Annotated in this window: 22 protein-coding genes; 14 read left to right on the forward strand and 8 right to left on the reverse strand. The window is 60.2% G+C overall.

Features of this window, described 5'->3' with window-relative positions; translation table 11 throughout:
• The first annotated feature begins 1 nt into the window (after position 1).
• On the forward strand, positions 2 to 784 hold the full coding sequence (locus tag ACTG36_RS02050; RefSeq protein WP_439141304.1) for a ThuA domain-containing protein: 783 nt from the start codon (positions 2 to 4) through the stop codon (positions 782 to 784).
• On the forward strand, positions 771 to 1,844 hold the full coding sequence (locus tag ACTG36_RS02055; RefSeq protein WP_375282046.1) for a Gfo/Idh/MocA family protein: 1,074 nt from the start codon (positions 771 to 773) through the stop codon (positions 1,842 to 1,844). The genes ACTG36_RS02050 and ACTG36_RS02055 overlap by 14 nt, the downstream gene beginning before the upstream one ends.
• Here the strand turns inward: ACTG36_RS02055 and ACTG36_RS02060 are convergent.
• On the reverse strand, positions 1,841 to 2,851 hold the full coding sequence (locus ACTG36_RS02060; protein ID WP_375282047.1) for an AraC family transcriptional regulator: 1,011 nt from the start codon (positions 2,849 to 2,851) through the stop codon (positions 1,841 to 1,843). The genes ACTG36_RS02055 and ACTG36_RS02060 overlap by 4 nt on opposite strands.
• Before the next feature lie 69 nt (positions 2,852 to 2,920).
• Here ACTG36_RS02060 and ACTG36_RS02065 point away from each other — a divergent pair, with 69 nt between their 5' ends.
• Genes ACTG36_RS02065 through mmsB form a run of 5 tightly spaced genes read left to right on the forward strand, consistent with a single transcriptional unit; the run spans position 2,921 to position 7,907 of the window.
• Positions 2,921 to 3,658, forward strand: coding sequence for an SDR family NAD(P)-dependent oxidoreductase (locus ACTG36_RS02065; RefSeq protein WP_375282048.1), 738 nt, complete (start codon positions 2,921 to 2,923; stop codon positions 3,656 to 3,658).
• 9 nt (positions 3,659 to 3,667) lie between these two features.
• Complete coding sequence (locus ACTG36_RS02070) at positions 3,668 to 4,858, forward strand: acetyl-CoA C-acyltransferase (protein ID WP_375282049.1); 1,191 nt, start codon at positions 3,668 to 3,670, stop codon at positions 4,856 to 4,858.
• Entirely contained in the window at positions 4,855 to 6,000 is a 1,146-nt protein-coding gene (locus ACTG36_RS02075; RefSeq protein ID WP_375282050.1) for an acyl-CoA dehydrogenase family protein, read from the forward strand. The genes ACTG36_RS02070 and ACTG36_RS02075 overlap by 4 nt, the downstream gene beginning before the upstream one ends.
• Before the next feature lie 3 nt (positions 6,001 to 6,003).
• Complete coding sequence (locus ACTG36_RS02080) at positions 6,004 to 7,041, forward strand: enoyl-CoA hydratase/isomerase family protein (protein ID WP_375282051.1); 1,038 nt, start codon at positions 6,004 to 6,006, stop codon at positions 7,039 to 7,041.
• Positions 7,038 to 7,907, forward strand: coding sequence for a 3-hydroxyisobutyrate dehydrogenase (gene mmsB / locus ACTG36_RS02085; protein ID WP_375282052.1), 870 nt, complete (start codon positions 7,038 to 7,040; stop codon positions 7,905 to 7,907). Before ACTG36_RS02080 ends, mmsB begins: the two co-directional genes overlap by 4 nt.
• Here mmsB and ACTG36_RS02090 read toward each other — a convergent pair.
• Positions 7,904 to 8,608 (reverse strand): response regulator transcription factor, encoded by a 705-nt coding sequence (locus ACTG36_RS02090; protein ID WP_375282053.1) that lies wholly within the window; start codon positions 8,606 to 8,608, stop codon positions 7,904 to 7,906. The two genes, mmsB and ACTG36_RS02090, sit on opposite strands and share 4 nt — an antisense overlap.
• A complete protein-coding gene (locus tag ACTG36_RS02095; protein ID WP_375282054.1) occupies positions 8,605 to 10,521 on the reverse strand; it encodes a PAS-domain containing protein in 1,917 nt (638 codons plus the stop codon). The genes ACTG36_RS02090 and ACTG36_RS02095 overlap by 4 nt, the downstream gene beginning before the upstream one ends.
• 147 nt (positions 10,522 to 10,668) lie before the next feature.
• Here ACTG36_RS02095 and ACTG36_RS02100 point away from each other — a divergent pair, with 147 nt between their 5' ends.
• The 7 genes from ACTG36_RS02100 to ACTG36_RS02130 all read left to right on the forward strand — a co-directional run bounded on the left by ACTG36_RS02100 (position 10,669) and on the right by ACTG36_RS02130 (position 18,923).
• Positions 10,669 to 12,627: an AMP-binding protein gene (locus ACTG36_RS02100; RefSeq protein ID WP_375282055.1), complete on the forward strand. Its 1,959-nt coding sequence runs from the start codon at positions 10,669 to 10,671 to the stop codon at positions 12,625 to 12,627.
• Positions 12,624 to 13,445: an ABC transporter ATP-binding protein gene (locus ACTG36_RS02105; RefSeq protein ID WP_375282056.1), complete on the forward strand. Its 822-nt coding sequence runs from the start codon at positions 12,624 to 12,626 to the stop codon at positions 13,443 to 13,445. The genes ACTG36_RS02100 and ACTG36_RS02105 overlap by 4 nt, the downstream gene beginning before the upstream one ends.
• A 17-nt stretch (positions 13,446 to 13,462) precedes the next feature.
• Positions 13,463 to 14,458 (forward strand): branched-chain amino acid ABC transporter permease, encoded by a 996-nt coding sequence (locus ACTG36_RS02110; RefSeq protein WP_439141310.1) that lies wholly within the window; start codon positions 13,463 to 13,465, stop codon positions 14,456 to 14,458.
• Positions 14,459 to 14,476: 18 nt separating this feature from the next.
• The gene (locus ACTG36_RS02115; RefSeq protein WP_375281138.1) at positions 14,477 to 15,553 is read left to right on the forward strand and encodes a branched-chain amino acid ABC transporter permease; all 1,077 of its coding nucleotides are present in this window, start codon (positions 14,477 to 14,479) and stop codon (positions 15,551 to 15,553) included.
• 64 nt (positions 15,554 to 15,617) lie between these two features.
• On the forward strand, positions 15,618 to 16,901 hold the full coding sequence (locus tag ACTG36_RS02120) for an ABC transporter substrate-binding protein (RefSeq protein WP_375281137.1): 1,284 nt from the start codon (positions 15,618 to 15,620) through the stop codon (positions 16,899 to 16,901).
• A 67-nt stretch (positions 16,902 to 16,968) separates the two neighbouring features.
• Entirely contained in the window at positions 16,969 to 17,796 is an 828-nt protein-coding gene (locus ACTG36_RS02125; RefSeq protein ID WP_375281136.1) for an ABC transporter ATP-binding protein, read from the forward strand.
• Positions 17,793 to 18,923 carry a phenylacetate--CoA ligase family protein gene (locus ACTG36_RS02130; RefSeq protein ID WP_375281135.1) on the forward strand — a complete coding sequence of 377 codons (1,131 nt, stop codon included), beginning with the start codon at positions 17,793 to 17,795 and terminating at the stop codon, positions 18,921 to 18,923. The genes ACTG36_RS02125 and ACTG36_RS02130 overlap by 4 nt, the downstream gene beginning before the upstream one ends.
• Here the strand turns inward: ACTG36_RS02130 and ACTG36_RS02135 are convergent.
• Genes ACTG36_RS02135 through ACTG36_RS02155 form a run of 5 tightly spaced genes read right to left on the reverse strand, consistent with a single transcriptional unit; the run spans position 18,920 to position 25,308 of the window.
• Positions 18,920 to 19,711 carry a crotonase/enoyl-CoA hydratase family protein gene (locus ACTG36_RS02135; RefSeq protein ID WP_375281134.1) on the reverse strand — a complete coding sequence of 264 codons (792 nt, stop codon included), beginning with the start codon at positions 19,709 to 19,711 and terminating at the stop codon, positions 18,920 to 18,922. The two genes, ACTG36_RS02130 and ACTG36_RS02135, sit on opposite strands and share 4 nt — an antisense overlap.
• Entirely contained in the window at positions 19,708 to 20,556 is an 849-nt protein-coding gene (locus ACTG36_RS02140) for a hydroxymethylglutaryl-CoA lyase (RefSeq protein WP_375281133.1), read from the reverse strand. The genes ACTG36_RS02135 and ACTG36_RS02140 overlap by 4 nt, the downstream gene beginning before the upstream one ends.
• Positions 20,549 to 22,528: an acetyl/propionyl/methylcrotonyl-CoA carboxylase subunit alpha gene (locus tag ACTG36_RS02145; RefSeq protein ID WP_439141314.1), complete on the reverse strand. Its 1,980-nt coding sequence runs from the start codon at positions 22,526 to 22,528 to the stop codon at positions 20,549 to 20,551. The genes ACTG36_RS02140 and ACTG36_RS02145 overlap by 8 nt, the downstream gene beginning before the upstream one ends.
• Before the next feature lie 9 nt (positions 22,529 to 22,537).
• On the reverse strand, positions 22,538 to 24,145 hold the full coding sequence (locus ACTG36_RS02150) for a carboxyl transferase domain-containing protein (RefSeq protein ID WP_375281131.1): 1,608 nt from the start codon (positions 24,143 to 24,145) through the stop codon (positions 22,538 to 22,540).
• Positions 24,145 to 25,308, reverse strand: coding sequence for an acyl-CoA dehydrogenase family protein (locus tag ACTG36_RS02155; protein ID WP_375281130.1), 1,164 nt, complete (start codon positions 25,306 to 25,308; stop codon positions 24,145 to 24,147). The genes ACTG36_RS02150 and ACTG36_RS02155 overlap by 1 nt, the downstream gene beginning before the upstream one ends.
• Positions 25,309 to 25,312 lie beyond the last annotated feature (4 nt).

Genomic DNA, 25,312 nt, shown 5'->3' on the forward strand with positions numbered 1-25,312 from the left:
TATGATCCGTGCCGTGGTTTGGAACGAAAACGTACATGAACAAGAAAGTGATGTGGTTCGTGGGATGTACCCCGATGGCATCCATGGGTGTATCGCTGCTGCCTTGAACACAGTTGATGGGGTGACGGCCACAACGGCCACCTTGCAGGATCCCGAACATGGCTTGCCGCAAAGCCGTCTGGACGACACGGATGTGTTGATTTGGTGGGGGCATGCGGCACATGGCGATGTTTCTGATGCTGTCTGCGACCGTGTGTGTGATGCGGTCTTGGCGGGCATGGGCATCATCTTTCTGCATTCGTCGCATTTTGCTAAACCGTTCAAGAAGCTGATGGGCACCGCATGCAACCTCACGTGGCGCGAAGCGGGTGAGAGGGAGCGCATTTGGGTGACAGAGCCGGGTCATCCCATTGCTGCCGGTTTGCCCAACCCCTTCGAGCTTGAGAACGAAGAGATGTATGGCGAACCCTTTGGCGTGCCCCAGCCGCTCGAGACCGTGTTTCTGAGCTGGTTTGAAGGCGGCGAGGCGTTTCGATCAGGTCTGACCTACCGCCGCGGTGCGGGCAATGTGTTCTATTTCCGTCCGGGGCATGAAACCTATCCAACCTATCACCAGCCAGTGATCCAGCGGGTTTTGGCGAATGCTGTGCGATGGGCGCACAATCCTATGCCGCGCCTCAATGATGTTCATGGTGCGCCCAATGTGCCCATCGAAAATGCGCTTGAACCTTTGACCCAAAAGGGTGGGCGTTTGCACAAGGATGGTGAAGATGGGTTCCGTTAAAGCGCCTGTTCGGATTTTGATAGTTGGCACGGGCAACATGGCGAACACCCATGCCAAGGCCTATGCCGCACATCCCGAGGCGCAAATTGTGGGGGCCGTGGATCTTGACGAAACCCGTGTGCAGAACTTTTGCCAAACGCATAGCATCGATCGCTCTTTCACGTCACTTGAGGACGCGATTGCATGGGGGGGATTTGACGCTGTGTCCAACGTCACGCCGGATGCGGCCCATTATCCGACGACCAAGACGTTGATCGCGGCGGGCAAAGACGTTTTGTGTGAAAAACCCCTCGCCACATCCCACGCCCATGCGCAGGACTTGGCGGAATTGGCCCAAACGGCGGGCATCAAGAATATGGTCAACCTCAGCTACCGCAACGTGCCGGTGGTACAAGAGGCGGCGCGTCTGGTCGCCGCTGGTGAAATCGGCGCCTGCCGTCATTTTGAGGCGTCCTACCTACAAAGCTGGCTGACCCAACCGGCTTGGGGCGATTGGCGCACCGGGTCGGAATGGTTGTGGCGTCTGTCCGAGGCCCATGGGTCAAAGGGCGTGTTGGGGGATGTGGGTATCCATATCCTCGATTTCGTATCTCACGTGGCCGGAAGCACTGCGGCCCATGTGTCGTGCCAGTTGCGGACGTTTGATAAGGCACCAGACAACCGGATTGGTGACTACACCTTGGATGCAAATGACAGCTGCGTCATGACGGTCGGCCTGCAAAATGGCGCGCTGGGTGTCGTGAGCGCAAGCCGCTTTGCCTCTGGTCATCTGAACGATCTGCGGTTGCGTTTGTACGGCGATCAAGGCGGGATTGAGGCTGCTTTTGAAAACGGCACGGGCCGTTTGCGAACCTGCACCGGTGATGACTTAGAGCCGCAAGTCTGGCGGGATCGGACCGTAAAGGGCGGGTATGACCTGTTTGATAGGTTTCTAACGTCGGTCCAAACGCGCGCGCCGTGTCAGCCGGATTTTGCCACAGGCGCGCAGTTGCAAGCCGTTCTTGATGCAGCCGAGGCGTCCCACGCACAGGGCAGTTTGCAGATCAACCTGCCGACCTAGGCCCGCTTGGTCTTGCGCAATGTGTTGGGTGTTGTTCCATACCAGCGATGAAATGCGCGATAGAACGCGCCTTCGTCTGCATAACCCGCCGCCGCCGATATGTCAGATATGGTCATCTTGGTGCGTGACAGCAGCGCCGTGGCACGGTTGCGCCGCTGTTCGTCCTTGAGGTCGGTCAAAGAATGTCCTGCATCCTTCAGCAGCCTGTGCAATGTCGACCTCGACATGCCCAGCTGATCTGCAATGGCACTGGCATCGGGCCAGTCTTCGGCAGGGCCGTTCAGGCAGGTTTTGACGATGATATGTTTGAGACCTTCGGTGTCACGATAGCCGCGCAAAAACGCCTCCGGCAAAGACCGCAAGAACCGTTTAAGGTCCCGTTCCGATCTATCCACCGCACGGGTGAGGTATCGGCGGTCGAAGACCATCCGCGCGGTCGGTGCGTTGAACCGGACCGGAACCCCAAAGAAATCACCGTAGTCGTTTTGCGCCTCAGGCTCTGCGCAGGGAAAATCGACAGAAGTGAGGGGGATGCGTTCTTTGGCGGCCCAACAAGTAAAACCATGCACGATCAGAAAGAAGGTCCGGTAGGCAAAGGCACTCAGGTGGTTGGTCTCATGCAGTTCGACAAGACAGGACCGCCCGTCGATCCGTGCAGTGGCGTGGGGGTCATCCAGAACGACACGCAGAAAGCGCAAGGTGCGGTGCAAAGCGGCCTCAACCGAGGGGGCGTTTCGGATGGCGTGACCGATCAAAGTGGTGCTGCCCGGTCGCATGGGCCGCCCGCCGAGGCCGAAAAATTCGTCTTGCAGGTGATAGGACAGGTGCAACCAGACGCGGCCAAACTGTTCGGTGTTCAATTGCGCCAGATCGGTCAGGACAAGGCCCGCATCCGCCAGAAGCTGATCAAGATCGACACCCCCACTGCGCGCGCGCGAAATCGCTTCGTCCACGAAAATCGGGGCAACGGCAGGGGGGGCTACGGGTGTGTCTTTTTGTGTCAACATTTGAAAACACTGTGACACTGTAGGTGAGGGGGGCCAAGTGCTATCAACCATTCAATCGGGGGGTACGCCATGTTCGAACATACAATCGTCGTTTCAGGGGCCGCATCTGGATTGGGTCAGGCGGTGATGATGCGATTGGCAGCAGCCGGGGCCAAGGTTGCGGTTGTGGACTTGCAAGACATTCCTGCCGACGCCTTGCCACAGGGGTGCACGGCCTACCCGTGCGACGTCACGGACGCGGGCGCGGTCCAAAAGGTGATCGATAAGATCGGCGGCATCTCAGCCCTTGTGACCTGCGCTGGTATTGCGCCGGGGGCCAAGCTTGTCGGCAAATCCGGCCCCCATGATCCAGACCTGTTTGCCAAGGTCATGGCAGTGAATGTTATGGGCACCTTTCATCTGATGTCATCCTGCGCGGCTGCCATGCAGCGCAATGCGCCCAATGACAAAGGCCAGCGTGGTGTGATTGTAACCACGGCCTCTGTCGCGGCCTTCGAAGGGCAAATCGGCCAGATTGCCTATGCGGCCTCCAAAGGGGCCGTTGCCGCGATGACCTTGCCTGCGGCCCGCGAACTGGCCCGGGATGGCATCCGCGTCGCCTCCATCGCGCCGGGGGTATTTAACACCCCGATGATGCAGGCCATGCCGGTGGAGGTTCAGACCTCCATCGGGGCGACAGTCCCGTTCCCGCCCCGATTGGGCGACCCAGATGATTTCGCGGCCCTTGTGGAACACGTCTTGATGAACACCACCCTGAATGGGGAGGTGATCCGGCTGGACGGTGCCCTCCGCATGGCTGCCAAATAGGAGAGACCGATGACCGATCCGATTGTGATTCTGTCTGCCAAACGCACCCCCATGGGCGGCTTGGGCGGCGAATTAAGCCCGATGACCGCCGCCGAACTGGGCGCCGTCGCGGCCAAGGCCGCTGTCGCTGAGGCCGATATCGCCCCTGATGACATCAACGAAGTCATTTTCGGCAATGTGCTGAGCGCGGGACAGGGTCAGGCCCCCGCACGGCAGGTCGCTTTGGGCGCTGGATTGGGGCTCGACGCGGTTTCCACCACCATCAACAAAATGTGCGGATCGGGCATGAAGGCCGCAATGCTGGCCCATGACCTGCTGGCCGCGGGATCGATTGATATGGCGCTGGCAGGCGGCACCGAAAGCATGTCGAACGCGCCCTATCTGTTGCCCAAGGTCCGTGATGGTTTGCGGATGGGGCACGGGGTCACGCAGGATCATATGTTCCTTGATGGCCTTGAAGACGCCTACGAACGCGGCACGCTGATGGGTGTTTTTGCCGAACGTTGCGCGTCGGACTATCAGTTCACACGGCAAGCACAGGATGAATACGCCATTGCCTCGCTGGGGCGGACCTTGGCGGCAGACGCCGCTGGCGCGTTCGATGCGGAGATCGCTCCGGTAGGCGTCGCGACGCGCAAAGCGACCAACACCATCACCCGCGATGAACAGCCCAAATCTGCTCGGCCCGAGAAAATCCCCACCCTGCGTCCGGCCTTTGCCAAAGACGGCACTGTGACGGCGGCCAATGCCTCGTCTATTTCAGACGGGGCAGCAGCGTTGGTGCTAACCCGCGCGTCCGTCGCCGAGGCCAAGGGCCTGACCCCGATCGCCCGCATCACCGGCCACGCGAGCCATGGGGTCGCCCCCGATCAATTCCCCATTGCGCCTATCGGTGCGGTGGAAAAGCTGTTGGCGAAAACCAACACCACCTTGGATGACTATGGTCTGTTCGAAGTGAACGAAGCCTTTGCCGTGGTCGCCATGGCTGCCATGCATTCACTGGGCCTGCCCCACGACAAGGTCAATGTGAATGGCGGCGCCTGCGCGCTGGGCCATCCCATCGGCGCGTCGGGTGCGCGGATCATGGTTACGCTGTTGCACGCCATGCGCGCCCGTGGTGTCAAACGCGGCATGGCCGCGATCTGTATTGGCGGCGGTGAAGGCACCGCAATCGCCATAGAACTGATGGGGGGATCATGATCCTAGATGAGACACAAACCGCCATCCGCGATATGGCCCGACAGTTCGCCAAAGCCGAACTCTGGCCGGGTGCCGAAGGCCGCGACCGTGAAGCGCGCTTTCCCAAAGAGGAGCTTGCCAAGATGGGGGAGCTTGGCTTTCTGGGCATGCAGGTGCCCGAACGCTACGGCGGTTTTGACGCGGATTTCGTCAGCTACGCCAGCGCCGTCGAAGAAATCGCCGCAGGGGACGGGGCCTGTTCGACCATTATGTCCGTTCACAGCTCGGTCGGGTGTGGCCCGATCCGTGACTATGGCACCGATGCGCAAAAGGAAAAGTACCTGCCGAAACTGGCCTCCGGTGAATGGATCGGCGGCTTTGCCCTGACAGAACCACAGGCCGGATCGGATGCGTCGAATCTGCGGACAACAGCCACCCGTGACGGCGATCATTACGTGTTGAACGGGGCCAAACAGTTCATCACCGGCGGGTCGTCTGCCAGCATGATTATCGTCTTCGCGGTCACCGACAAGGCGGCCGGCAAGCGGGGCATTTCTGCGTTTATCGTCGAAACGGACACTCCGGGCTATGAAGTCGTGCGGGTCGAACGCAAGCTGGGCATCCATTCGTCCGACACATGCCAGATCGCGTTTGAAAACATGCGGGTGCCGGCCGAAAACCTGCTGGGTGAGGAAGGGCAGGGGTATAAAATCGCGCTCGCCAATCTTGAAAGTGGGCGCATCGGGATCGCTGCACAGGCCGTGGGCATGGCGCGGTCTGCTTTTGAATATGCTCGGGACTACGCGGCGGATCGGACGGCCTTTGGCCAGCCCATTGCCGCCAATCAAGGCATATCGTTTCAACTGGCCGACATGGACACCCAGCTTGAGGCCGGACGTCAGATGGTGTTTCACGCCGCCGCCCTAAAGGACGCCGGGCTGCCCTGTCTAAAAGAGGCGTCCATGGCGAAACTGTTCACCTCAGAGATCGCGGAAAAGGTCTGTTCGCAGGCGATCCAGATCCTCGGTGGGTACGGGTTTCTGGCCGATCACCCTGTGGAACGCATCTACCGCGATGTGCGGATCTGCCAGATCTACGAAGGCACCAGCGAAATCCAGCGTGTTGTCATCGCTCGCGCAGTTATCGCGGAGGCTGCGGGCTGATTTATGGATATCGTGATCCGCACCGAAGGCCGCGCTGGTCGCATGACGTTGAACCGTCCCAAGGCGTTGAATGCGCTGACGGCGGATATGTTGGTGGCCGCCGAGCAAGCACTGGATGCGTGGCGCAAGGACGATACGGTTGAGGTCGTCATCATTGATGCGCTGGGCGACAAGGCGTTTTCCGCGGGCGGTGATATTGCCGATCTTTATGCACAAGGCATCGCAGGAAACCACCAGTTCGGACGCGATTTCTGGCGGCAGGAATATCGCCTTAACCTAAAAGTCGCCACCTATCCCAAACCGGTCGTTGTGTTCATGCAGGGGTTCACCATGGGCGGCGGCGTCGGACTGGCCTGCCACGCATCCCACCGGATCGTGGGGGAGACGTCACAGGTCGCCATGCCCGAATGCGGCATCGGTCTGATCCCCGATGTGGGTGGGTCGTTTCTGTTGGCCCGTGGCCCCGGCGCGGTCGGGGCCTACCTTGGCCTGACCGGCACGCGGATGAACGCGGCGGACGCCATCTATGCGACCTTTGCGGATGTCTTCGTGCCTGAGGCTGCATGGGACACCCTGAAAACCGGATTGATCGACACTGCTGATCTTGCGGCCATTGATGCGGCCAAAGCGCCGGCAGACGGGGGTAGTTTGGCCGGGCTGCAAGACCAGATCGACACCCATTTCGACCATTCGGATTTGGGCCAAATCGCGATCGGCCTTGATGCCACGGACAGCGCCTTTTCGGCCTCAACGATCAAACGTCTGGCCAAAGGATCCCCCCTTGCGCAGGCCTGCGGGTTGCAGGCCATTCGTGCGGCGAAAGGGGGCGACATCGCGACGGCCTTACGACGCGAATACCGGTTCACGTCGCGGGCAACGGAGCAGGGCGATTTCCTTGAAGGCATCCGCGCCCAGATCATTGACCGTGATTTCGCGCCCAAGTGGCTGCATACTACCAAAGACGTCCCGCAGGTGGACATCGACAAGATGATGGCCCCTTTGGGTGCCGACGACTGGACCATGGCGGAGGACCACACATGAAAATTGCATTTATCGGGCTGGGCAACATGGGCGCGCCTATGGCTGCCAATCTGGCAGCAGCCGGTCATGATGTCGTAGGTGTCGATCCTGTTGTGGCTCCCGATGGTCTGCCCATGGCGTCCTCTGTGGCAGAGGCTTGCGGTGATGCCGACGTGGCCATCACCATGCTGCCCAACGGGGATATCCTACGCACTGTCGCGGCTGAGGTGATTCCTGCCTTGCCACAAGGCGGCGTCTTTCTGGATTGTTCGACCGTCGATGTGGACAGCGCGCGCGCCGTGGCGGATGACGCGGCTGCGGCAGGTCTTGGCGCGCTGGACGCGCCTGTGTCTGGCGGGATCAAGGGCGCGGCAGATGGGACGCTGACCTTTATGGTGGGCGGGGGTGAGGATGCGTTTGAAACCGCGAACCCCCTTTTCGGCATCATGGGTCAGAAGGCCGTGTATTGTGGGGCCTCAGGGGCCGGACAGGCCGCTAAAATCTGCAACAACATGATCCTTGGCATCACGATGCTGGGCACGTGTGAGGCCTTTGCGCTGGCCGATAAGCTCGGCCTTGATCGGCAGGCGATGTTTGATGTGGTCAGCACCTCGTCGGGCTACAGCTGGTCGATGAATGCTTATTGCCCCGCACCAGGTGTCGGCCCACAAAGCCCTGCGGACAACAAATACACCCCCGGCTTCGCGGCGGAGCTGATGTTGAAGGACCTCGGGCTGAGCCAGGACGCTGCCACAGCCACTGACGCCGCCACACCCATGGGCGCGCTGGCCCAGACGCTGTATGCGACCTTCGTGAATGATGAGGGTGGCAGGGGGACAGACTTCTCTGGTGTGTTGCCGTGGCTTGCGGCAAAAACCCGCGACTAATCGGCGTCTGAGATCAGGATGTATCCCGCCCCATAGACCGTCTTGATGATCTTGGGGTCTTTGGGCGTGTCACGCAGTTTCGACCGCAGCCGCGACACCCGCACGTCAATCGCACGATCAAACGAGTGTTCGTCGCTGCGGTCCTGCAATTCGAGACGCAGTTTGTCGCGGGTGATCAGGCGGTTGGGATTGTTGAGGAACACGGTCAGGATCGCGACCTCACTGGCAGACAACCTTTCCTCACGCCCCTCGGCGTCCGTCAGGGTGAAGCGCGACAGATCCACCGTCATATCCGCCACATGGTGCAGGGTTTGGATTTGCGGGGTGGCCGCCGGTTTGGACCGCCGCAACAAGGCACGCACGCGAGCGACCAGTTCGGGCATCTCAAACGGTTTGGCCAGATAATCATCGGCGCCCAGTTCGAACCCCGCGATTTTATCGGTCAGGCTGGATCGTCCGGAGATCACGAGGATCGCCGTATCGCGCCCCATAGACACCTTTTGCAGCAGGCCCAGCCCGTCCTGATCCGGCAGCCCCAGATCGATGATGCAGACCTTGGGCTGGAACCCATCCAGATCACGTTCAAAATCCTGCGCACGGCCGTAGGTGCGGACCTCATAGCCCACACCGGTCAGCGCATCGCCAATCAACCGCTGAAGTTCCAGCGTGTCCTCAAGGATCGAAATACGGATCGCGGTCATCGGGTGATTTTGTCCAACTGGCGTTTGAGGTCGTCGAAGCCGAAGGGCTTTTGCAGGACAAGATGCGCTGTCTGTGCCTTGATCCGCAAGGGATCGTTCGCAGGCAGGCCGGTGATGACAACCACGGGCACATCGGGTGGCGCGGCGGCGGCCACGTCAAGGCCGGTGCCTGTGCCGCCGATATCCAGATCGGTGACGATCAAGGTCAGCCCGCTGACCCCCATCAGCTGGGCGGCCTCTTGTGCTGTGGCGGCTTCGATCACGTCGTGGCCGCAGGCCCGCAGGTGATTGCGCACGCTGCGGCGCACGGCGTCTTCGTCGTCGACCAACAAAACGAGCCCTGTGTCATCGGGGGCGGCACGCAAATAGGGGATACGCAATTCGACCCGCGCGCCGCCGTCCTTACGGTTGCCAAAATGTAATATCCCCCCAGAGGATTTCGCAAAATCATAGGCCGAGGTCAGGCCCAGCCCGCGCCCGACCTTATCGCCCTTGGTGGAATAAAACGGGTTCAACGCCTCCTCCATCGCGGCATCGGCAAAGCCGGACCCGTTGTCTGTCACGACAAACTGCAATTGCGCATCGGGCGTTTTGCGGACGCTGACATCAATGATCCCGGCGTCACCACAGGCCTCCCCCGCATTGATCACAAGGTTCAGCAAAGCATCCTGCGCGAAGCCTGCATCAAAAATCAGGCTGTCATCGGGCAAATCCGAAGTGATCGTGAATGTGAAGCCATCGGGCAAAGCCGCCCGCGCCAAGGGTTCAAACGCTTTTACAAAGGCAGGCAGATTGACTGCAGTCGGGTCAAGAGACGGGCGGGGGGAGACGCTGTTCAACCGACCCACCAAGTCAGCCCCGCGCCGTGCCGCCGTGCGAATGGTGTCCGAGATATCGCGCACCTTCGGGTCCAGCCCGCTGATCGCATCAAGACGGGATTGTTCGCCCATGATGATCGTCAACAGGTTGGAAAAATCATGTGCCATGGCGGACGTCAGCTTCGTCGCCAGTTCACGCCTGCGCGCGAAGGTCAGCGCGTTGCGCGCGGTCACTTCTTCGGTCACGTCCGTGGACAGGATATAGGCCCCATGGACCGTGCCGCGCGGGCCCATATCGGGCGTCATGGCCAGCCGGATAAACCGGCCCGATTGATCATCCCGAAATTCAGACACATCGGGCGTGCCTGCCATAACATCGGCCAATCGGGGTTCCACGTGCGTCCAGATATGATCGCCCAGAACGTCGCGCATATGGTGGCCGATGATGTCGTGTCCGGTGTCGGGTAGAATGGAATGCAACCGCCCGTTGGAATGGGTGTAGTGGCCTGTTTCATCCACGTGGGCGATATGGGCCGGGGTCATCCGGTTGATCAGGTCGAGCCGTTCCCGACTGGCGCGCAGGTCGTCCTTCGCGGCCTCCAACGCGCGCACGGTGGCCGTCAATTCACGGTTGGTTTCAGCAAGTGCCGCGGACCGTTCAATCAGTTCTTCTGACAGACTTTCGGCGCGGGAACGGACGATTTCGTCTTGTCGCTTAATGGCCGTAATGTCGGTGTAAACGGTGATCCAACCGCCTTCTTCCAACGGGCTCCCATCCACGGAAATGGATGTGCCGTTCGCACGTGTGCGTTCGAAATAATGCGGCTCAAACTGCAGGGCGAGGGCCATTTTGTCTGCCACAAAGGACGGGATGTCATCGACCGGTCCGTATTCGCCGTTCTCAGCCACATAGGTCAGGGTTTCGGCAAAATGGGTGCCGGGCTCCATCAGCGTGTCAGGCAGGCCGAACATGGTCTGAAACCTGCGGTTTGCATGGACCAGTCGCAGGTCCTGATCATGGATCGAAATCGCCTGAGAGATCAGGTTCAAACCCGACCGGATCATGCCGACAAGTTGGGGGTTTCGTGTTTTCATCTTTTCACCATAGGCACGAAATCAGTGCTGGACAGGGCACAACCTGAACATGCAACAATTGGTTAGGATTGGGAAAAACTGCCGAAGGAATCATTGGCTACCGTCCTAGACACGCCGCGCGGGGAGGCGCGGTGCGGGAGGATATACATGTCGGCTGGACCGGACAAAACGGGCGTGGCATCCCTGCCAGCCCTGCTGGCACGCAATGCGCAAACGATGGGGGGTAAGACCGCCTATCGCGAAAAGGAATTCGGCATTTGGCAGACCTGGACCTGGGCTGAGGCAGCGGGTGAAGTCGCTGATTTGGCGAAGGGTCTGATCACTTTGGGTGTGGCCGAAGGCGACCTTGTGGCGGTGTCCGGGCGCAATCGTCCGGCGCTCTACTGGGCCATGCTGGCGGCGCAATCTGTGGGGGCGATCCCTGTCCCCCTGTACCAAGACGCCGCCGCAGAAGAGATTGCTTATGCGCTGGATCACTGCGGGGCAAAGTTCGCCGTTGTGGGGGACCAAGAACAGGTCGACAAGATTGCGGATGTGCGCGATCAGCTGCCCAAGTTGAAGCATGTCGTTTACCTTGATGGGCGTGGCCTGCGCAAATACGACCACAGCGATTTGACATCCTACAGGTCGGTTCAAGAGGCGGGGCGCACTGCGGGCAATGGCGCCGACCTCAAGCGTCGCACCGATGCGCTGACCTACGACCACACCTGCGTGATGCTGTATACGTCCGGCACCACAAGTCGTCCCAAGGGCGTCGTGCTGTCCAACCGCAACGTGATTGAGACCGCGAAGAATTCCTGCGATTTTGACAGCCTGAAATCGGATGAAGAAATCCTCGCCTATTTGCCGATGGCGTGGGTCGGGGATTTCATCTTTTCCATGGGACAGGCCCTTTGGTCGGGGTTCTGTGTGAACTGCCCTGAAAGCGCCGACACCATGCAGCACGACCTGCGCGAAATCGGCCCGTCCTATTTCTTTGCCCCGCCGCAGGTGTTTGAACGCCAACTGACGCAGGTCATGATCCGGATGGAGGACGCGAGCCCTCTCAAGCAGCGTATGTTCCACCTCTACATGGACGTCGCCAAACGGGTTGGGCCGAAACTGCTGGACGGCGAAGAGGTGTCTTTGAAAGACCGGATCGCGTACCGGCTTGGCAATTACTTTGTCTATGCGCCGTTGAAGGACACGCTGGGCCTTGGCCGCGTGAAGGTCGGCTATACGGCGGGTGAGGCCATCGGGCCGGAACTGTTTTCGTTCTACCGGTCCCTCGGGATCAACCTCAAACAGCTCTACGGTCAGACCGAAGCGACGGTGTTCATCACCCAACAGCCCAATGGGCAGGTGCGGTCCGACACGGTGGGTGTCGCGTCGCCGGGGGTTGAATTGAAAATCTCAGACAGTGGTGAAGTGTTCTATCGGTCTCCCGGTGTGTTCGTTGAATACTTCAACAACCCCGACAGCACGGCGGACACCAAAGACGCTGACGGCTGGGTCGCCACGGGGGACGCCGGATTTATCGAAGAAACCTCGGGCCATTTGCGCATCATCGACCGCGTGAAGGACGTGGGCAAAATGGCCGATGGGTCCATGTTTGCGCCCAAGTACGTTGAGAACAAATTGAAGTTCTACCCCGACATTCTTGAAGCCGTTGTCTTTGGCGCAGGCCGCGACCGTTGTACCGCCTTCATCAACATCGACCTGACAGCGGTGGGCAACTGGGCGGAACGCAACAACATCGCCTATTCCTCTTATCAGGAATTGTCCCAGAACCAGCAGGTGCTGGACACGATTCAGGGCCATGTGGAAACCGTCAACGCCTCGATCGCGCAGGATGAAATGCTGGCCAACTGCCAGATCCATCGCTTTCTGGTGCTGCACAAAGAACTGGACGCTGACGACGGTGAAATGACCCGCACCCGCAAGGTCCGCCGCGGTGTGATTGCGGAGAAATTTGATGACCTGATCACCGCCCTCTATTCCGACGCGCCCACGATCTACACCGAAACCGAGGTCACCTATGAGGATGGCCGCAAAGGCAAGATCAAGGCGACTTTGGATATCCGTGACGCCAAGGTTCTGACCCCGATGAAGGTGGCCGCCGAATGAAAGACATGACTGAAAGCTACGTCACCGAAGACGGACGCACCATTGGCGATGTGATGCTGGATTTGCGCAATATCACCCTGCGGTTTGGCGGGGTTGAGGCGATCAAGGACATCAGTTTTGATATCCGAGAGGGCGAAATCCGTGCCATTATCGGGCCGAACGGTGCGGGTAAATCCTCGATGCTTAACGTGATCTCAGGCTTCTACATCCCACAAGAGGGTGAGGTCTGGTTTCACGGGCGCAAGCGGCCCCAGATGAAACCCTATCAAGTCGCCCGCCAAGGCATCGCGCGCACGTTCCAGAACATTGCCCTGTTCGAAGGAATGACCGTGCTGGACAACATCATGACGGGCCGCCTGAACTACATAAAATCGGGGATGCTGGCGCAGGCGATCTGGAAGGGCAAAGCCGAACGTGAAGAGACCGAGAACCGTGAAAAGGTCGAGCGGATCATCGATTTTCTGGAAATTCAGGCGATCCGTAAGACACCCGTGGGGCGGCTGCCTTACGGTCTGAAAAAGCGTGTTGAGTTGGCCCGTGCCCTGGCCGCTGAACCCAAACTGCTGCTGCTGGATGAGCCGATGGCGGGCATGAACGTCGAGGAAAAAGAGGACATGAGCCGCTTCATCCTCGACGTGAACGATGAATTCGGCACGACCATTGCGTTGATCGAACATGACATGGGTGTGGTCATGGATCTGAGCGACCGCGTGGTCGTGATGGATTACGGCAAAAAGATCGGCGACGGCACGCCCGATGAGGTGCGCAACAATCAGGCCGTCATCGACGCCTACCTTGGCGTGGCCCACGATGAATAACACTGCAGGAGGCACCCATGTCCGCTGAATTTCTTTATGGCATCGAAGTTGTCATCAACGGTCTGATGGCTGGTGTGATGTATGCGCTTGTGGCGCTTGGGTTTGTGCTGATCTTCAAGGCGTCGGGCATTTTCAACTTTGCCCAAGGGGTCATGGCGCTGTTTGCTGCGCTGACGCTTGTGGGGATCATGGAGGGACAGGTGCCATTTTCGCATCTGTTCAACGCGATCTTTGGCACCGAAATCCACCAATTCGGGTGGGAGGTTCCAGCCGTATTGGCGATCCTGCTGACGGTCGGTGTGATGGTCGCCTTTGCATGGGCTGTGCAACGGTTCCTGTTTCGGCATCTTGTCGGGCAGGAACCGATCATCTTGTTCATGGCGACCATCGGTTTGGCCTATTTTCTGGAAGGTATGGGCGACCTTATGTGGGGGTCTGACATCAAAACGTTGGCGCTGGGCCTGCCCCAAGGCGGTGCCCGCTGGATCGAGGATGCGACCGCAGGTTTGGGCGGTGATGACTTCTACGGGTTCTTCATCGACAAGCTGGATATCGTGGCCACCGGCGTGGCGATTGTTCTGGTGACGGGGCTGATCCTGTTTAGCCAATACACCAAACACGGACGCGCCATGCGCGCTGTGGCCGATGACCACCAAGCGGCACTTTCGGTGGGCATATCCCTCAACTTCATCTGGATCTTGGTGTGGTCGCTTGCGGGCTTCGTCGCCTTGGTCGCGGGCATCATGTGGGGCGCGAAATCCGGCGTGCAGTTTTCACTGTCGCTGATCGCGCTTAAGGCGCTGCCGGTCCTGATGCTGGGTGGGTTCACGTCCATTCCCGGCGCGATTGTCGGCGGGTTGATTATCGGTGTGGGTGAAAAGCTGTTTGAATATCTGGTCGGCCCCTTGGTCGGCGGGGCCACCGAAAACTGGTTCGCCTATGTGCTGGCCCTGCTCTTTCTGGTGTTCCGTCCGCAAGGCCTGTTCGGGGAGAAGATCATTGAACGTGTGTGACGCAAAGGGAGCGATCTGATGCTTTATCGTGAAGCGGGGGATTTCAAGACCTCATATGTGGCCGACAGCCAGACCTTTCCAATCGCCTTTGACCGCTACCGGTATTGGGTGGTTCTGGCCGTGGCATTTCTGGTCGTTCCGTTCTTCATCACCGACTATCTGGCCAACGCCCTTCTGCTGCCCTTCCTGATCTATGCAATCGCCGCCATCGGGTTGAACATCCTGACAGGCTACGCAGGTCAGGTAAGCCTTGGCACAGGCGGATTCATGGCCGTGGGGGCCTATGCCTGCTATAAACTGATGACGGCCTTTCCTGATGTGAACATCCTGATCCTTGTGGTTTTGTCGGGCGGGATCACGGCCGCTGTGGGCACGGCGTTTGGCCTGCCCAGCCTGCGGATCAAAGGGTTTTATCTGGCTGTGGCCACGCTTGCGGCACAGTTCTTTCTTGTCTGGCTGTTCAACAAAGTGTCGTGGTTCTACAACTACTCCGCCTCAGGTCAGATTAACGCACCGGAGCGGACGGTGCTGGGTGTGGCCGTGACTGGCCCGAACACACCCGCATGGGCCAGCTATCTGGTCTGTCTGGTCTTCGTCACGGTCTGTGCGTTGATCGCGCGGAACCTGACACGTGGAGCGCTGGGGCGACAGTGGATGGCGATCCGCGATATGGACATCGCGGCTGAGATTATCGGCGTGAACCCCCTCAAGGCGAAACTGACCGCCTTTGCCGTGTCGTCGTTCTTTGTCGGCATCTCGGGGGCGCTGTTCTTCGCGGTGTATCTGGGCGCGGTTGAAGTCGGGGAAGCCTTCGGCATCAACAAATCATTCCTTGTTTTGTTCATGATCATCATCGGCGGTCTTGGGTCGATCTTTGGGGCCTTCGCGGGGGCTGCGTTTCTTGTGTGTCTGCCTGTGGTCCTCAAACTGATTGGCGTCGATTTGCTGGGATGGCCCACAGACCTTGTGGCGTATTTCCAACTGGTGATCGTGGGCCTTCTGATCATGTTCTTTTTGGTGAAGGAGCCGCATGGCCTTGCCCAGCTGTGGCGGTTGGCGAAGGAAAAGCTCCGCCTTTGGCCCTTCCCGCACTAACGACCGGCGGGGAGGAGGAGCCCCGCCCAACCGAAACCATCGGCAACCATGGGAGGATATACCGATGAAAATGAAGACCCTTAGCACGCTGGCCCTGACCGGCGCCCTGACGGCAGGCATGGCCGCCGCGGATCTGGTCATTCCAGACCTCAGCTACCGCACCGGCCCTTACGCGGCAGGCGGCACGCCGTTTTCGGACGGGTATCAGGATTACTTCAACCTGCTCAACGCCCGTGACGGCGGCATTGGCGGCGAGGAAATACGCATTCTGGAATGTGAAACCGGTTACAACACTGAAAAAGGCGTCGAATGTTATGAGGCCACGAAGGGCGAAGGCGCGTTGATCTATCAACCGCTGTCCACCGGCATCACCTATCAGTTGATCCCCAAAGCGACCGTTGACGAAATCCCGATCCACACGATGGGCTATGGCCGGACGTCTGCCGCCAACGGTGAGGTCTTCAACTGGGTCTTCAACTACCCCGCGAACTACTGGGACGCGGCGTCGGTGATGATCAACTACCTGACCGAACAGAACGGCGGGTCGCTTGAAGGGAAAACCATCGCGCTGCTTTACCACAACTCCGCCTACGGGAAGGAGCCGATCCGCACGCTGGAAACGCTGTCTTCCGATATGGGGTTTGAACTGACACAGATCGCCGTTGACCACCCCGGTCAGGAGCAGAAATCCCAATGGCTGCAAATCCGTCGTGAACGTCCAGATTACGTGCTGATGTGGGGCTGGGGTGTGATGAACCAAGTCGCCGTGCAGGAAGCTGCGAACATCAACTATCCGATGGATCAGTTCATCGGCAACTGGTGGGCCGGTGCCGAACATGACGTGACGCCTGCAGGTGCCGCAGCGGACGGATATCTCTCGCTGAACATGAACCGCATCGGTGATCTGCCTGTGTTTGGTGAAATCGAAACGATGGTCCATGAGGCCGGCAATGCTGCCGGTGACGGGTCCAACATCGGGTCGGTTCTGTACACCCGTGGCATGTATGCCGCCATGTTGGCCGCTGAGGCGATCGCCAAGGCGCAGGAAATCCACGGTGTCTCCGATGTGACCGCAGCCATGGTCCGCGACGGCATGGAAGCGCTTGAGATTACATCCGCACGTATGGATGAACTCGGCATGGCCAACATCGGGCCTGAATTCTCGGTCTCTTGTGAAAACCACGGTGGGTCCGGTCTGGGCATCGTTCAGCAGTGGAATGCGTCTTCGGGCACATGGACACCGCTGACGGATTACATCGAGCCTGACAACGCGGTCATCGATCCGCTGATTTCGGAAGACTCGATGGCCTTTGCCGCTGAAAACAACATCGAACCTGGCTGCCTCTAAGGCCTCTATCGCAGGGGCGGCCCATGTGGTCGCCCCCGCACCCCCTGACCTGAAACGGAACGCTGCCATGCTGGACACCACAGACCCCAAGGTTGAGACGCTTTTGGACGTCAACAACATCGAGGTGATCTACAATCACGTGATCCTTGTGCTGAAGGGCGTCAGCCTAAGCGTGCCCAAGGGCGGCATCACGGCGCTGTTGGGCGGCAATGGTGCGGGCAAGACAACGACGTTGAAGGCGGTGTCGAACCTGCTGCATTCCGAACGCGGAGAGGTCACCAAAGGCACCATCGAATACCGTGGAAAACGGGTGCAGGACATGGACCCCGAAACGCTGGTGAAAATGGGCGTCGTGCAGGTCATGGAAGGCCGCCATTGTTTTGAACACCTGACCGTCGAAGAAAACCTTTTGACCGGTGCCTACACGCGCACCGACGGGGCTGCCGCCATCGCGGCAGAGCTTGAAAAGGTCTATCATTATTTCCCCCGCCTCAAGGAACGCCGCAAATCGCAGGCGGGCTATACCTCGGGCGGGGAACAACAGATGTGCGCCATTGGCCGCGCGCTGATGTCGAACCCGGAAACCATCCTGCTGGATGAACCCTCCATGGGGTTGGCCCCGCAACTGGTCGAACAGATTTTCGAGATCGTGAAATCCGTCAACGAGAACGAAGGCGTGTCCTTTCTTTTGGCCGAACAGAACACCAACGTCGCGCTGCGATTTGCCCATACGGGATATATCCTCGAATCCGGTCGCGTCGTGATGGAGGGCACGGCGGCTGAGCTGCGTGAAAACCCAGACGTGCGCGAGTTTTATCTGGGCCTGTCCGAGGAGGGGCGCAAATCCTACCGCGATGTGCGGTCCTACCGGCGTCGCAAAAGGTGGCTGTCATGAATATGTCGAAACTCGACCGTCTGAATGCGATCCTCGGATCGGACCGCGCGCTCGCCTCGCTGGACGATCTGGTGTCGCTGCCGGTGATCCGCAAGGATGAACTGCTGACCCAACAGGCCGAGGCCCCGCCCTTTGGTGGCACCGCTCCCGTAGGCGTGACCCATATCTTCCAATCCCCTGGCCCCATCTATGAGGCCAAGATCGGCCACGGCGATTATTGGCGTTTTGGCCGCTTTTTGGCGGAGATCGGGATGGGCGCCGATGATGTGGTGATGAACACGTTTTCGTATCACTTCACCCCCGCCGGTGCGATGTTCGAAAGTGCGGCGCGTGCTGTTGGCGCTGTCGTCGTGCCAACGGGGCCGGGCAACACCCGTCAGCAGGCCGAAGTGGCCGCAGCCACGGGAGTTACCGCCTATGCGGGCACGCCTGATTTTTTGCAGCTGATCCTCGACCGCGCCGAAGAAGATGGCCGCGATCTGAGTGCCATCAAATTTGCCGCCGTCAGCGCGGGGCCCTTGTTCCCGCACCTGCGCCAAGCCTACGCCGATCAAGGTATCCTGTGTCGTCAGACCTACGGCACTGCCGACGTGGGCATGATTTCTTTTGAAACGGCGACCTGCACCAACGGCATGGTGATCGATGACGATGTGATCGTCGAAATCGTCTCCCCCGGGACTGGCACGCCTGTCCCCCATGGCGAAATCGGTGAGGTCGTTGTGACGGTCCTCAACCCCGCCCATCCGATCATCCGGTTTTCGGTGGGTGATCTCAGCGCCTTTGCCACCGATAACGACCCGTCCGGCGAAACCCGCCCCCGCATCGTGGGCTGGCGCGGTCGCGCTGATCAGGCCACCAAGGTGAAGGGCATGTTCATCCGGCCTGAACAGGTCTCATCCCTTGTTGATAGTTCCCCCGACATCACCCGCGCACGGGTTGAGGTTTCAAGCAACGGCAAAGGTGACCTGATTGAGGTGAAGTTGGAAAGCGCAACCACCGACACCGCCGTATTTGAGGCCATGGTCCACGATATGCTGAAACTCCGCAGCACCGTGACGGTCGTGGACGTGGGCAGCCTGCCCCGTGACGGCGTGCTGGTGTCCGACCTGCGCGACGCGCCGACCTAGTCGTCTTTCGCCCAGCGGGGCGGCGTCTTTGTCAGGAAGGCGTCCAGCCCATGGGCTGCCTCCTCGCCCTCCCAGATGTGGGTCAGGCGGTCGACGGTTTCGTCGATTGTCGTGCGGTCGATGACCGGCCCAAGGGACCGTGCCAAGGCCTTGGCTGCGCCGACCGCACCGGGGGCGACGGACAAATAGGGGGCGACTTCTGCCTCTATCGCGGCGTCCAGATCCCCGGCGGGGACGTGTTTTGCGATGATCCCCAAATCCTGCGCTTCGGGGGCGTCGAACACACGGCTCGACATAAACACCCTTCGCGCGCGGCCTTCACCCATGCGGGCAATCACGTATGGCCCGATGGTGGCGGGGATCAGGCCCAGCCGCGTTTCCGTCAGGCCGAACTTCGCGCTGGTATCCGCAATGGCCACATCGCAGATGCAGGCCATGCCCACGCCACCGCCCAAAGCCGCGCCATGGATGCGTCCGATCAGCGGCGTCGGCATTTCATTCAGCGCTGTCAGCATGTCGGCCAGCCGCGCGGCCTCGACCTTGCGTGTGGCGCGGTTGGCAGTGATCTGATCGCGCATCCACGCCAGATCACCGCCCGCGCAAAACACGGACCCCGCCCCGCGCAGCACGATCGCCCGCGTGGCGATATCCGCGCCCAGTGTCTGGGCCATATCCGTCAACTCATCCATCATCTGGGCCGACAGGGCGTTGCGTTTGTTGGGACGGTTCAGCGTGACCGTGGCCACCCCACGCGCGTCCATGTTGACGCCTAATGTCTCATAGCTCATCCATCGCTCCTTAGCGTTGCGGCAAAGGCTGCGGCCTTTGCCAATCTGTCCCGGTCGATCCCTGTCTCGAAACCGCGTGCCTCCAGCAGGTCCACCACGGCTTCGGTCGCCACATTGCCCTTGGCACCGGGCGCATAGGGACAGCCCCCCAGACCCGCGACCGAGCTGTCAAAGGTGCGCAGTCCGCGATCCAGACTGACCTCGATGTTGCCCAACGCGCGGCCTTTGGTGTCGTGGAAGTGCCCGGCCAGCCTCATTGCGGGCACGACGTCCAGCACCACATCCAACATCGCGGCCACGCTTTGCGGTGTTCCGTGCCCGATGGTGTCGCCAAGGCTGACCTCATAACAGCCCATGTCGATCAACGCCTTCGCCACCCCCGCGACGGAGGCTGGCGGCGTTGGCCCGTCATAGGGGCAATCGGTGACGCAGGACACGTAGCCGCGGACCGGCACCGTTGCGGCAGCGACCACAGGCGCAAACCTTTCAAGGCTTTCGGCAATGGAACAGTTGATGTTTTTGCGGCTGAACCCTTCGGAGGCAGAGGCAAAGACCGCGACCTCGTCCGCTCGGGCCGCCATCGCACCCTCCAACCCGCGCAGATTGGGGGTGAGGGCGGTATAGGCCACCCCATCCGCACGGCTGATCCTGCCCAAAACCTCTGCCGCATCGGCCATTTGCGGCACCCATTTGGGGCTGACAAAACTTGTGACTTCAATCTTGCGAAAGCCGCATGTGCTGAGCATGTCCACCAGCCGCACCTTGTCTGCGGTCGCAATCTGGCGGGCTTCGTTTTGCAACCCGTCGCGGGGGGCCATTTCAAACAGCGTGACGAGGTCAGTCATCCGCAGGGTCCATCTGCAGCAGGATGATACCATCGCTTACTTGATCCCCAGTGGCACACATGACCTCGGCCACTGTTCCATCGCGGGGCGCGCGCAAGGTGTGTTCCATCTTCATCGCCTCAAGGATCAGGAGGGGATCGCCCTTGGCAACCATGTCCCCGGCGGCAGCAATGACCTGACTGACCACACCGGGCATGGGCGCGGTGACCGCGTCGCTGCCGCCTGCCTCTGCTGTGTCCTGCGCCAAGGGGTCCGGCACAGCAAAGACATCGCAGCGCCCGTCGCGGAACACCGCAAGCGTATTGTCATAGCGTACGACATGTGCCGCAAACGTTTGGCCTTCCGAGGTCACTCGCCAACCGCTTGGCTGTGGCGCAATGGTCAACACGGTTCCATCCACATCAAAACTGTTTGCGCCAAGGAGCGTGACACGGTGGGTTTGCACATCACCACCGTTCATCAAATCGACGGAATGCGCTGCAGGCCCCCAAGTGCGAAAGCCCGCCATCGCGGCCCAACCGACGTTTTCATCGACAACGTCCAACGCCGCAACGGCAGCCAGTGCTTCAGTGGTGGCGTCGCCCTCCTCCCGTGCGGTCAACGCCTCTAGATCGCGGGCAATCAGCCCCGTGTCGACCTCACCACGCCGGAACCCGTCATGCCGTGCGAGGGCCGTCAGAAACTCCACATTCGTTACGCACCCCGCGATGCGGCAGTCCTTTAACGTTGATGCCATCAGGCTGGCGGCGGCGGCGCGGGTGGGGGCGTGGACGATGACCTTGGCGATCATCGGGTCGTAGAACGGGCTGATCTCATCGCCTTGGTCCACACCGGAATCGATCCGTACGGACCCGCGTTCAAAGGCAGTGCCATTTGGAAACGAAAGATGGTGCAACGTGCCTGTGGCGGGCAAAAAGCCCTTGGGCACGTCCTCGGCATAGACGCGGGCTTCCATCGACCAGCCGTTGATGGTCAGGTCTTCTTGCTGCACAGGCAGGGCCTCCCCCGCCGCGACACGCAGCTGCAATTCCACGAAATCAAGACCTGTGATGGCCTCGGACACGGGGTGTTCGACCTGCAATCGCGTGTTCATTTCCATGAACCAAAAGCCATCCTCGCGCAGCGGTCCGGACCCGTCGACGATGAATTCCACCGTGCCCGCGCCTACGTAATTGATCGCGCGTGCAGCCTCGACCGCTGCTTTACCCATGGCGGCCCGAACCGCGTCGGGCATGTCGGGGGCAGGGGCCTCTTCGATCACCTTTTGGTGGCGACGTTGCAGGGAACAATCGCGCTCGAACAGGTGGATGACATTGCCATGGCTGTCCCCACAGACCTGAATTTCGATGTGGCGGGGGTGGGTGATGTATTTCTCGATCAGGCAGGCAGGGTCGCCAAAGCTCGCCTGCCCTTCCCGCTGGGCTGCGGCCAAGGCATCTCCGAAATCCGCAGGGTCCTCGACCAGACGCATGCCCTTGCCGCCGCCGCCTGCGCGGGCTTTGATCAACACCGGATAGCCGATTTTGTCGGCCTCGCCCGATAAGAAGGCGGCGTCCTGATCCGCGCCATGATAGCCCGGCACCACAGGCACGCCTGCTGTCACCATCAACGCCTTCGCGGCGTCCTTGAGGCCCATGGCCGTGATCGCGTCCGCCGACGGGCCGATGAACGTTAGACCTGCGTCCGCCACCGCCTGCACGAACTGCGGGTTCTCGGACAAAAAGCCATAGCCCGGGTGGATCGCCTGCGCGCCGGTCTTCAAAGCGGCCTCAATAATGCGATCCCCTTTGAGGTAGCTTTCGGTGACATCTGAGGCACCGATGTGCGCAGCCTCATCGGCCAGCCGCACATGTTTCGCGCCCGCGTCGGCATCGGAAAACACGGCAACCGTGCGCACGCCCAGCCGCCGTGCAGTCGTGATGACGCGGCAGGCGATTTCGCCACGGTTTGCGATCAGGATCTTGTCAAACATCGCCCGCCCTCACATCCGGAACACGCCAAACTGCGTGTCCTCTATGGGTGCGTTCAGGGCCGTGCGCAAGGACAGCGCCAGCACATCGCGTGACGTGCGCGGGTCGATAATCCCGTCGTCCCAAAGACGGGCGGAGGCATAAAGAGGATGGCTTTGGCACGCGAACATATCAATGGTGGGCTGTTTGAACGCGGCCTCCTCCTCGGCCGACCAGTCCGTGCCCTGACGTTCCAATGCCGTGCGTTTCACTGTCGCCAGAACCCCTGCCGCCTGTTCGCCGCCCATGACGCTGATGCGGCTGTTCGGCCAGGTCCACAAAAATCGGGGCGCATAGGCGCGGCCACACATGCCGTAGTTTCCTGCGCCAAAGGACCCGCCGACCAACATAGTGATCTTGGGCACCGATGTGGTCGCCACCGCCGTGACCAGCTTCGCACCGTCTTTGGCAATGCCGCCGTTTTCGTATGATTTGCCCACCATGAACCCGGTGATGTTTTGCAAGAATACCAACGGGATTTTGCGTCGTGAACACAGCTGTACGAAATGCGCACCTTTGACGGCGCTTTCGGAAAAGAGAACTCCGTTGTTGGCGATGATGCCCACGGGCATTCCCATCACATGGGCGAAGCCGCAGACCAATGTTGTGCCATAACGGGCCTTAAATTCATCGAACCGCGACCCGTCAACCAGACGCGCTATGACCTCTCGGATGTCATAGGGGGTTTTGAGGTCGGCAGGCACCACGCCCAGCAATTCCGCCGGATCGTAAAGTGGGTCTTCGGGGCTTTGCAGGTTCAGCGCATGGGTTGGGGCCGTGTTCAGATTGCGCACAGCCTCACGCGCCAAGGCCAGCGCATGGGCGTCGTCATTGGCCAGATAATCGGCCACACCGGACAGGCGTGTGTGGGCATCGCCGCCGCCCAGTTCCTCGGCTGACACAACCTCCCCCGTGGCGGCTTTGACCAGTGGGGGGCCTGCGAGAAAGATTGTACCTTGGTCCTTCACAATGATCGTCACATCGGACATGGCGGGCACATAGGCGCCGCCCGCCGTGCACGACCCCATGACCACCGCGATCTGCGCGATCCCTTTGGCCGACATCCGTGCCTGATTGAAAAAGATGCGTCCGAAATGGTCGCGGTCGGGGAACACCTCATCCTGATTGGGCAGGTTCGCACCGCCGCTGTCCACCAGATAGATGCAGGGCAGGTGGTTTTCCTCCGCGATCTCTTGGGCGCGCAGGTGTTTTTTCACCGTCATGGGAAAGTAGGTGCCGCCTTTCACGGTGGCATCATTGCACAGGATCATCACGTCGCGGCCCTGCACGCGGCCCACACCGGCGATCACACCGGCAGACGGAGAGGCCCCGTCATAGAGCCCATGCGCCCCGAACAGGCCGACCTCAAGGAACGGCGATCCCGGATCAAGCAGACCGGCGATCCGGTCACGCGGCAGAAGTTTGCCCCGCGACAGATGCCTTTGCCGCGCTTTGTCACCGCCACCGGCCATGGCCAGATCAGCGGCGGCCGCGACTTCGGCCAGACCGGCCTCATGGGCGGCTTGGTTGGTTTTGAAACCTTCGGACCGCGGCGAAATATCGGATCGTAGAACCGCCATCAGACCATCGCCGCCATCAATTCGCGGCCCACCAACATGCGACGGATTTCTGAGGTACCCGCCCCAATTTCCATCAGTTTGGCGTCGCGGAAAATACGGCTGACGGCGGTATCGTTCATGAACCCGGTCCCGCCCATGGCCTGCACCGCCTGATGGGCGACGACCATCGCCTCCTCTGACGCGTAAAGCACGCAGGCGGCGGCATCCTGACGGGTCACATCGCCCCGATCACAGGCCTTTGCGACCTCATACACATAGGCGCGCGCGCTGTTCAGTTTGGTATACATATCGGCAATCTTGCCCTGCATCAGCTGGAACTGCCCAATGGACTGACCGAATTGTTTGCGTTCAACCATGTAGGGCATGATTTCGTCCAGACAGGCGGCCATGATGCCGGTGCCGATGCCCGACAACACCACACGTTCATAATCCAGACCAGACATAAGAACCTGCACACCACGGCCTTCTTCGCCCAAGATGTTTTCGAAAGGCACCTCAACGTCTTCAAACACCAGTTCAACCGTGTTCGACCCCCGCATGCCGAGCTTGTCGAAGTGGTCTGACTGGCTGAAGCCCGGCATGGATTTTTCGATCAGGAAGGCGGTGATGCCTTTGGACCCTGCGTCGGGGTCCGTTTTGGCATAGACGACCAACGTGTTCGCCTCGCCCCCGTTGGTGATCCAGTATTTGGTTCCGTTCAGGATGAAGCGGTCGTTCTTCTTTTCTGCCCGCAATTTCATGCCCACAACGTCGGACCCGGCCCCGGCTTCGGACATGGCCAGCGCACCGACAGACGCGCCCGAGATCAAGTCCGGCAGATACCGTGCTTTTTGGTCTGCTGTGCCGTTCAACCCGATCTGGTTCACACACAGGTTCGAATGCGCGCCGTAGGACAACGACACGGAGGCCGACGCCCGCGCGATTTCTTCAACCGCGATGACATGGGCAAGGTATCCCATGCCCGCGCCACCATCGTCTTCGGAAATGGTGATGCCCAGCAGGCCAAGCTCCCCCATTTCGGCCCAAAGATCAGCCGGAAAGAGGTTCTTTGCGTCCGCCTCGGCGGCCAGCGGTTTGACGCGGTCTTGGGCCCAGCGGTGGACCATGTCGCGCAGGGCATTCACGTCTTCGCCAAGGTCGAAAGTCATGGAAGCGTTGAACATGGTG

It is taken from the genome of Pseudooctadecabacter sp., assembly GCF_965657175.1.
Classification (GTDB): domain Bacteria; phylum Pseudomonadota; class Alphaproteobacteria; order Rhodobacterales; family Rhodobacteraceae; genus Octadecabacter.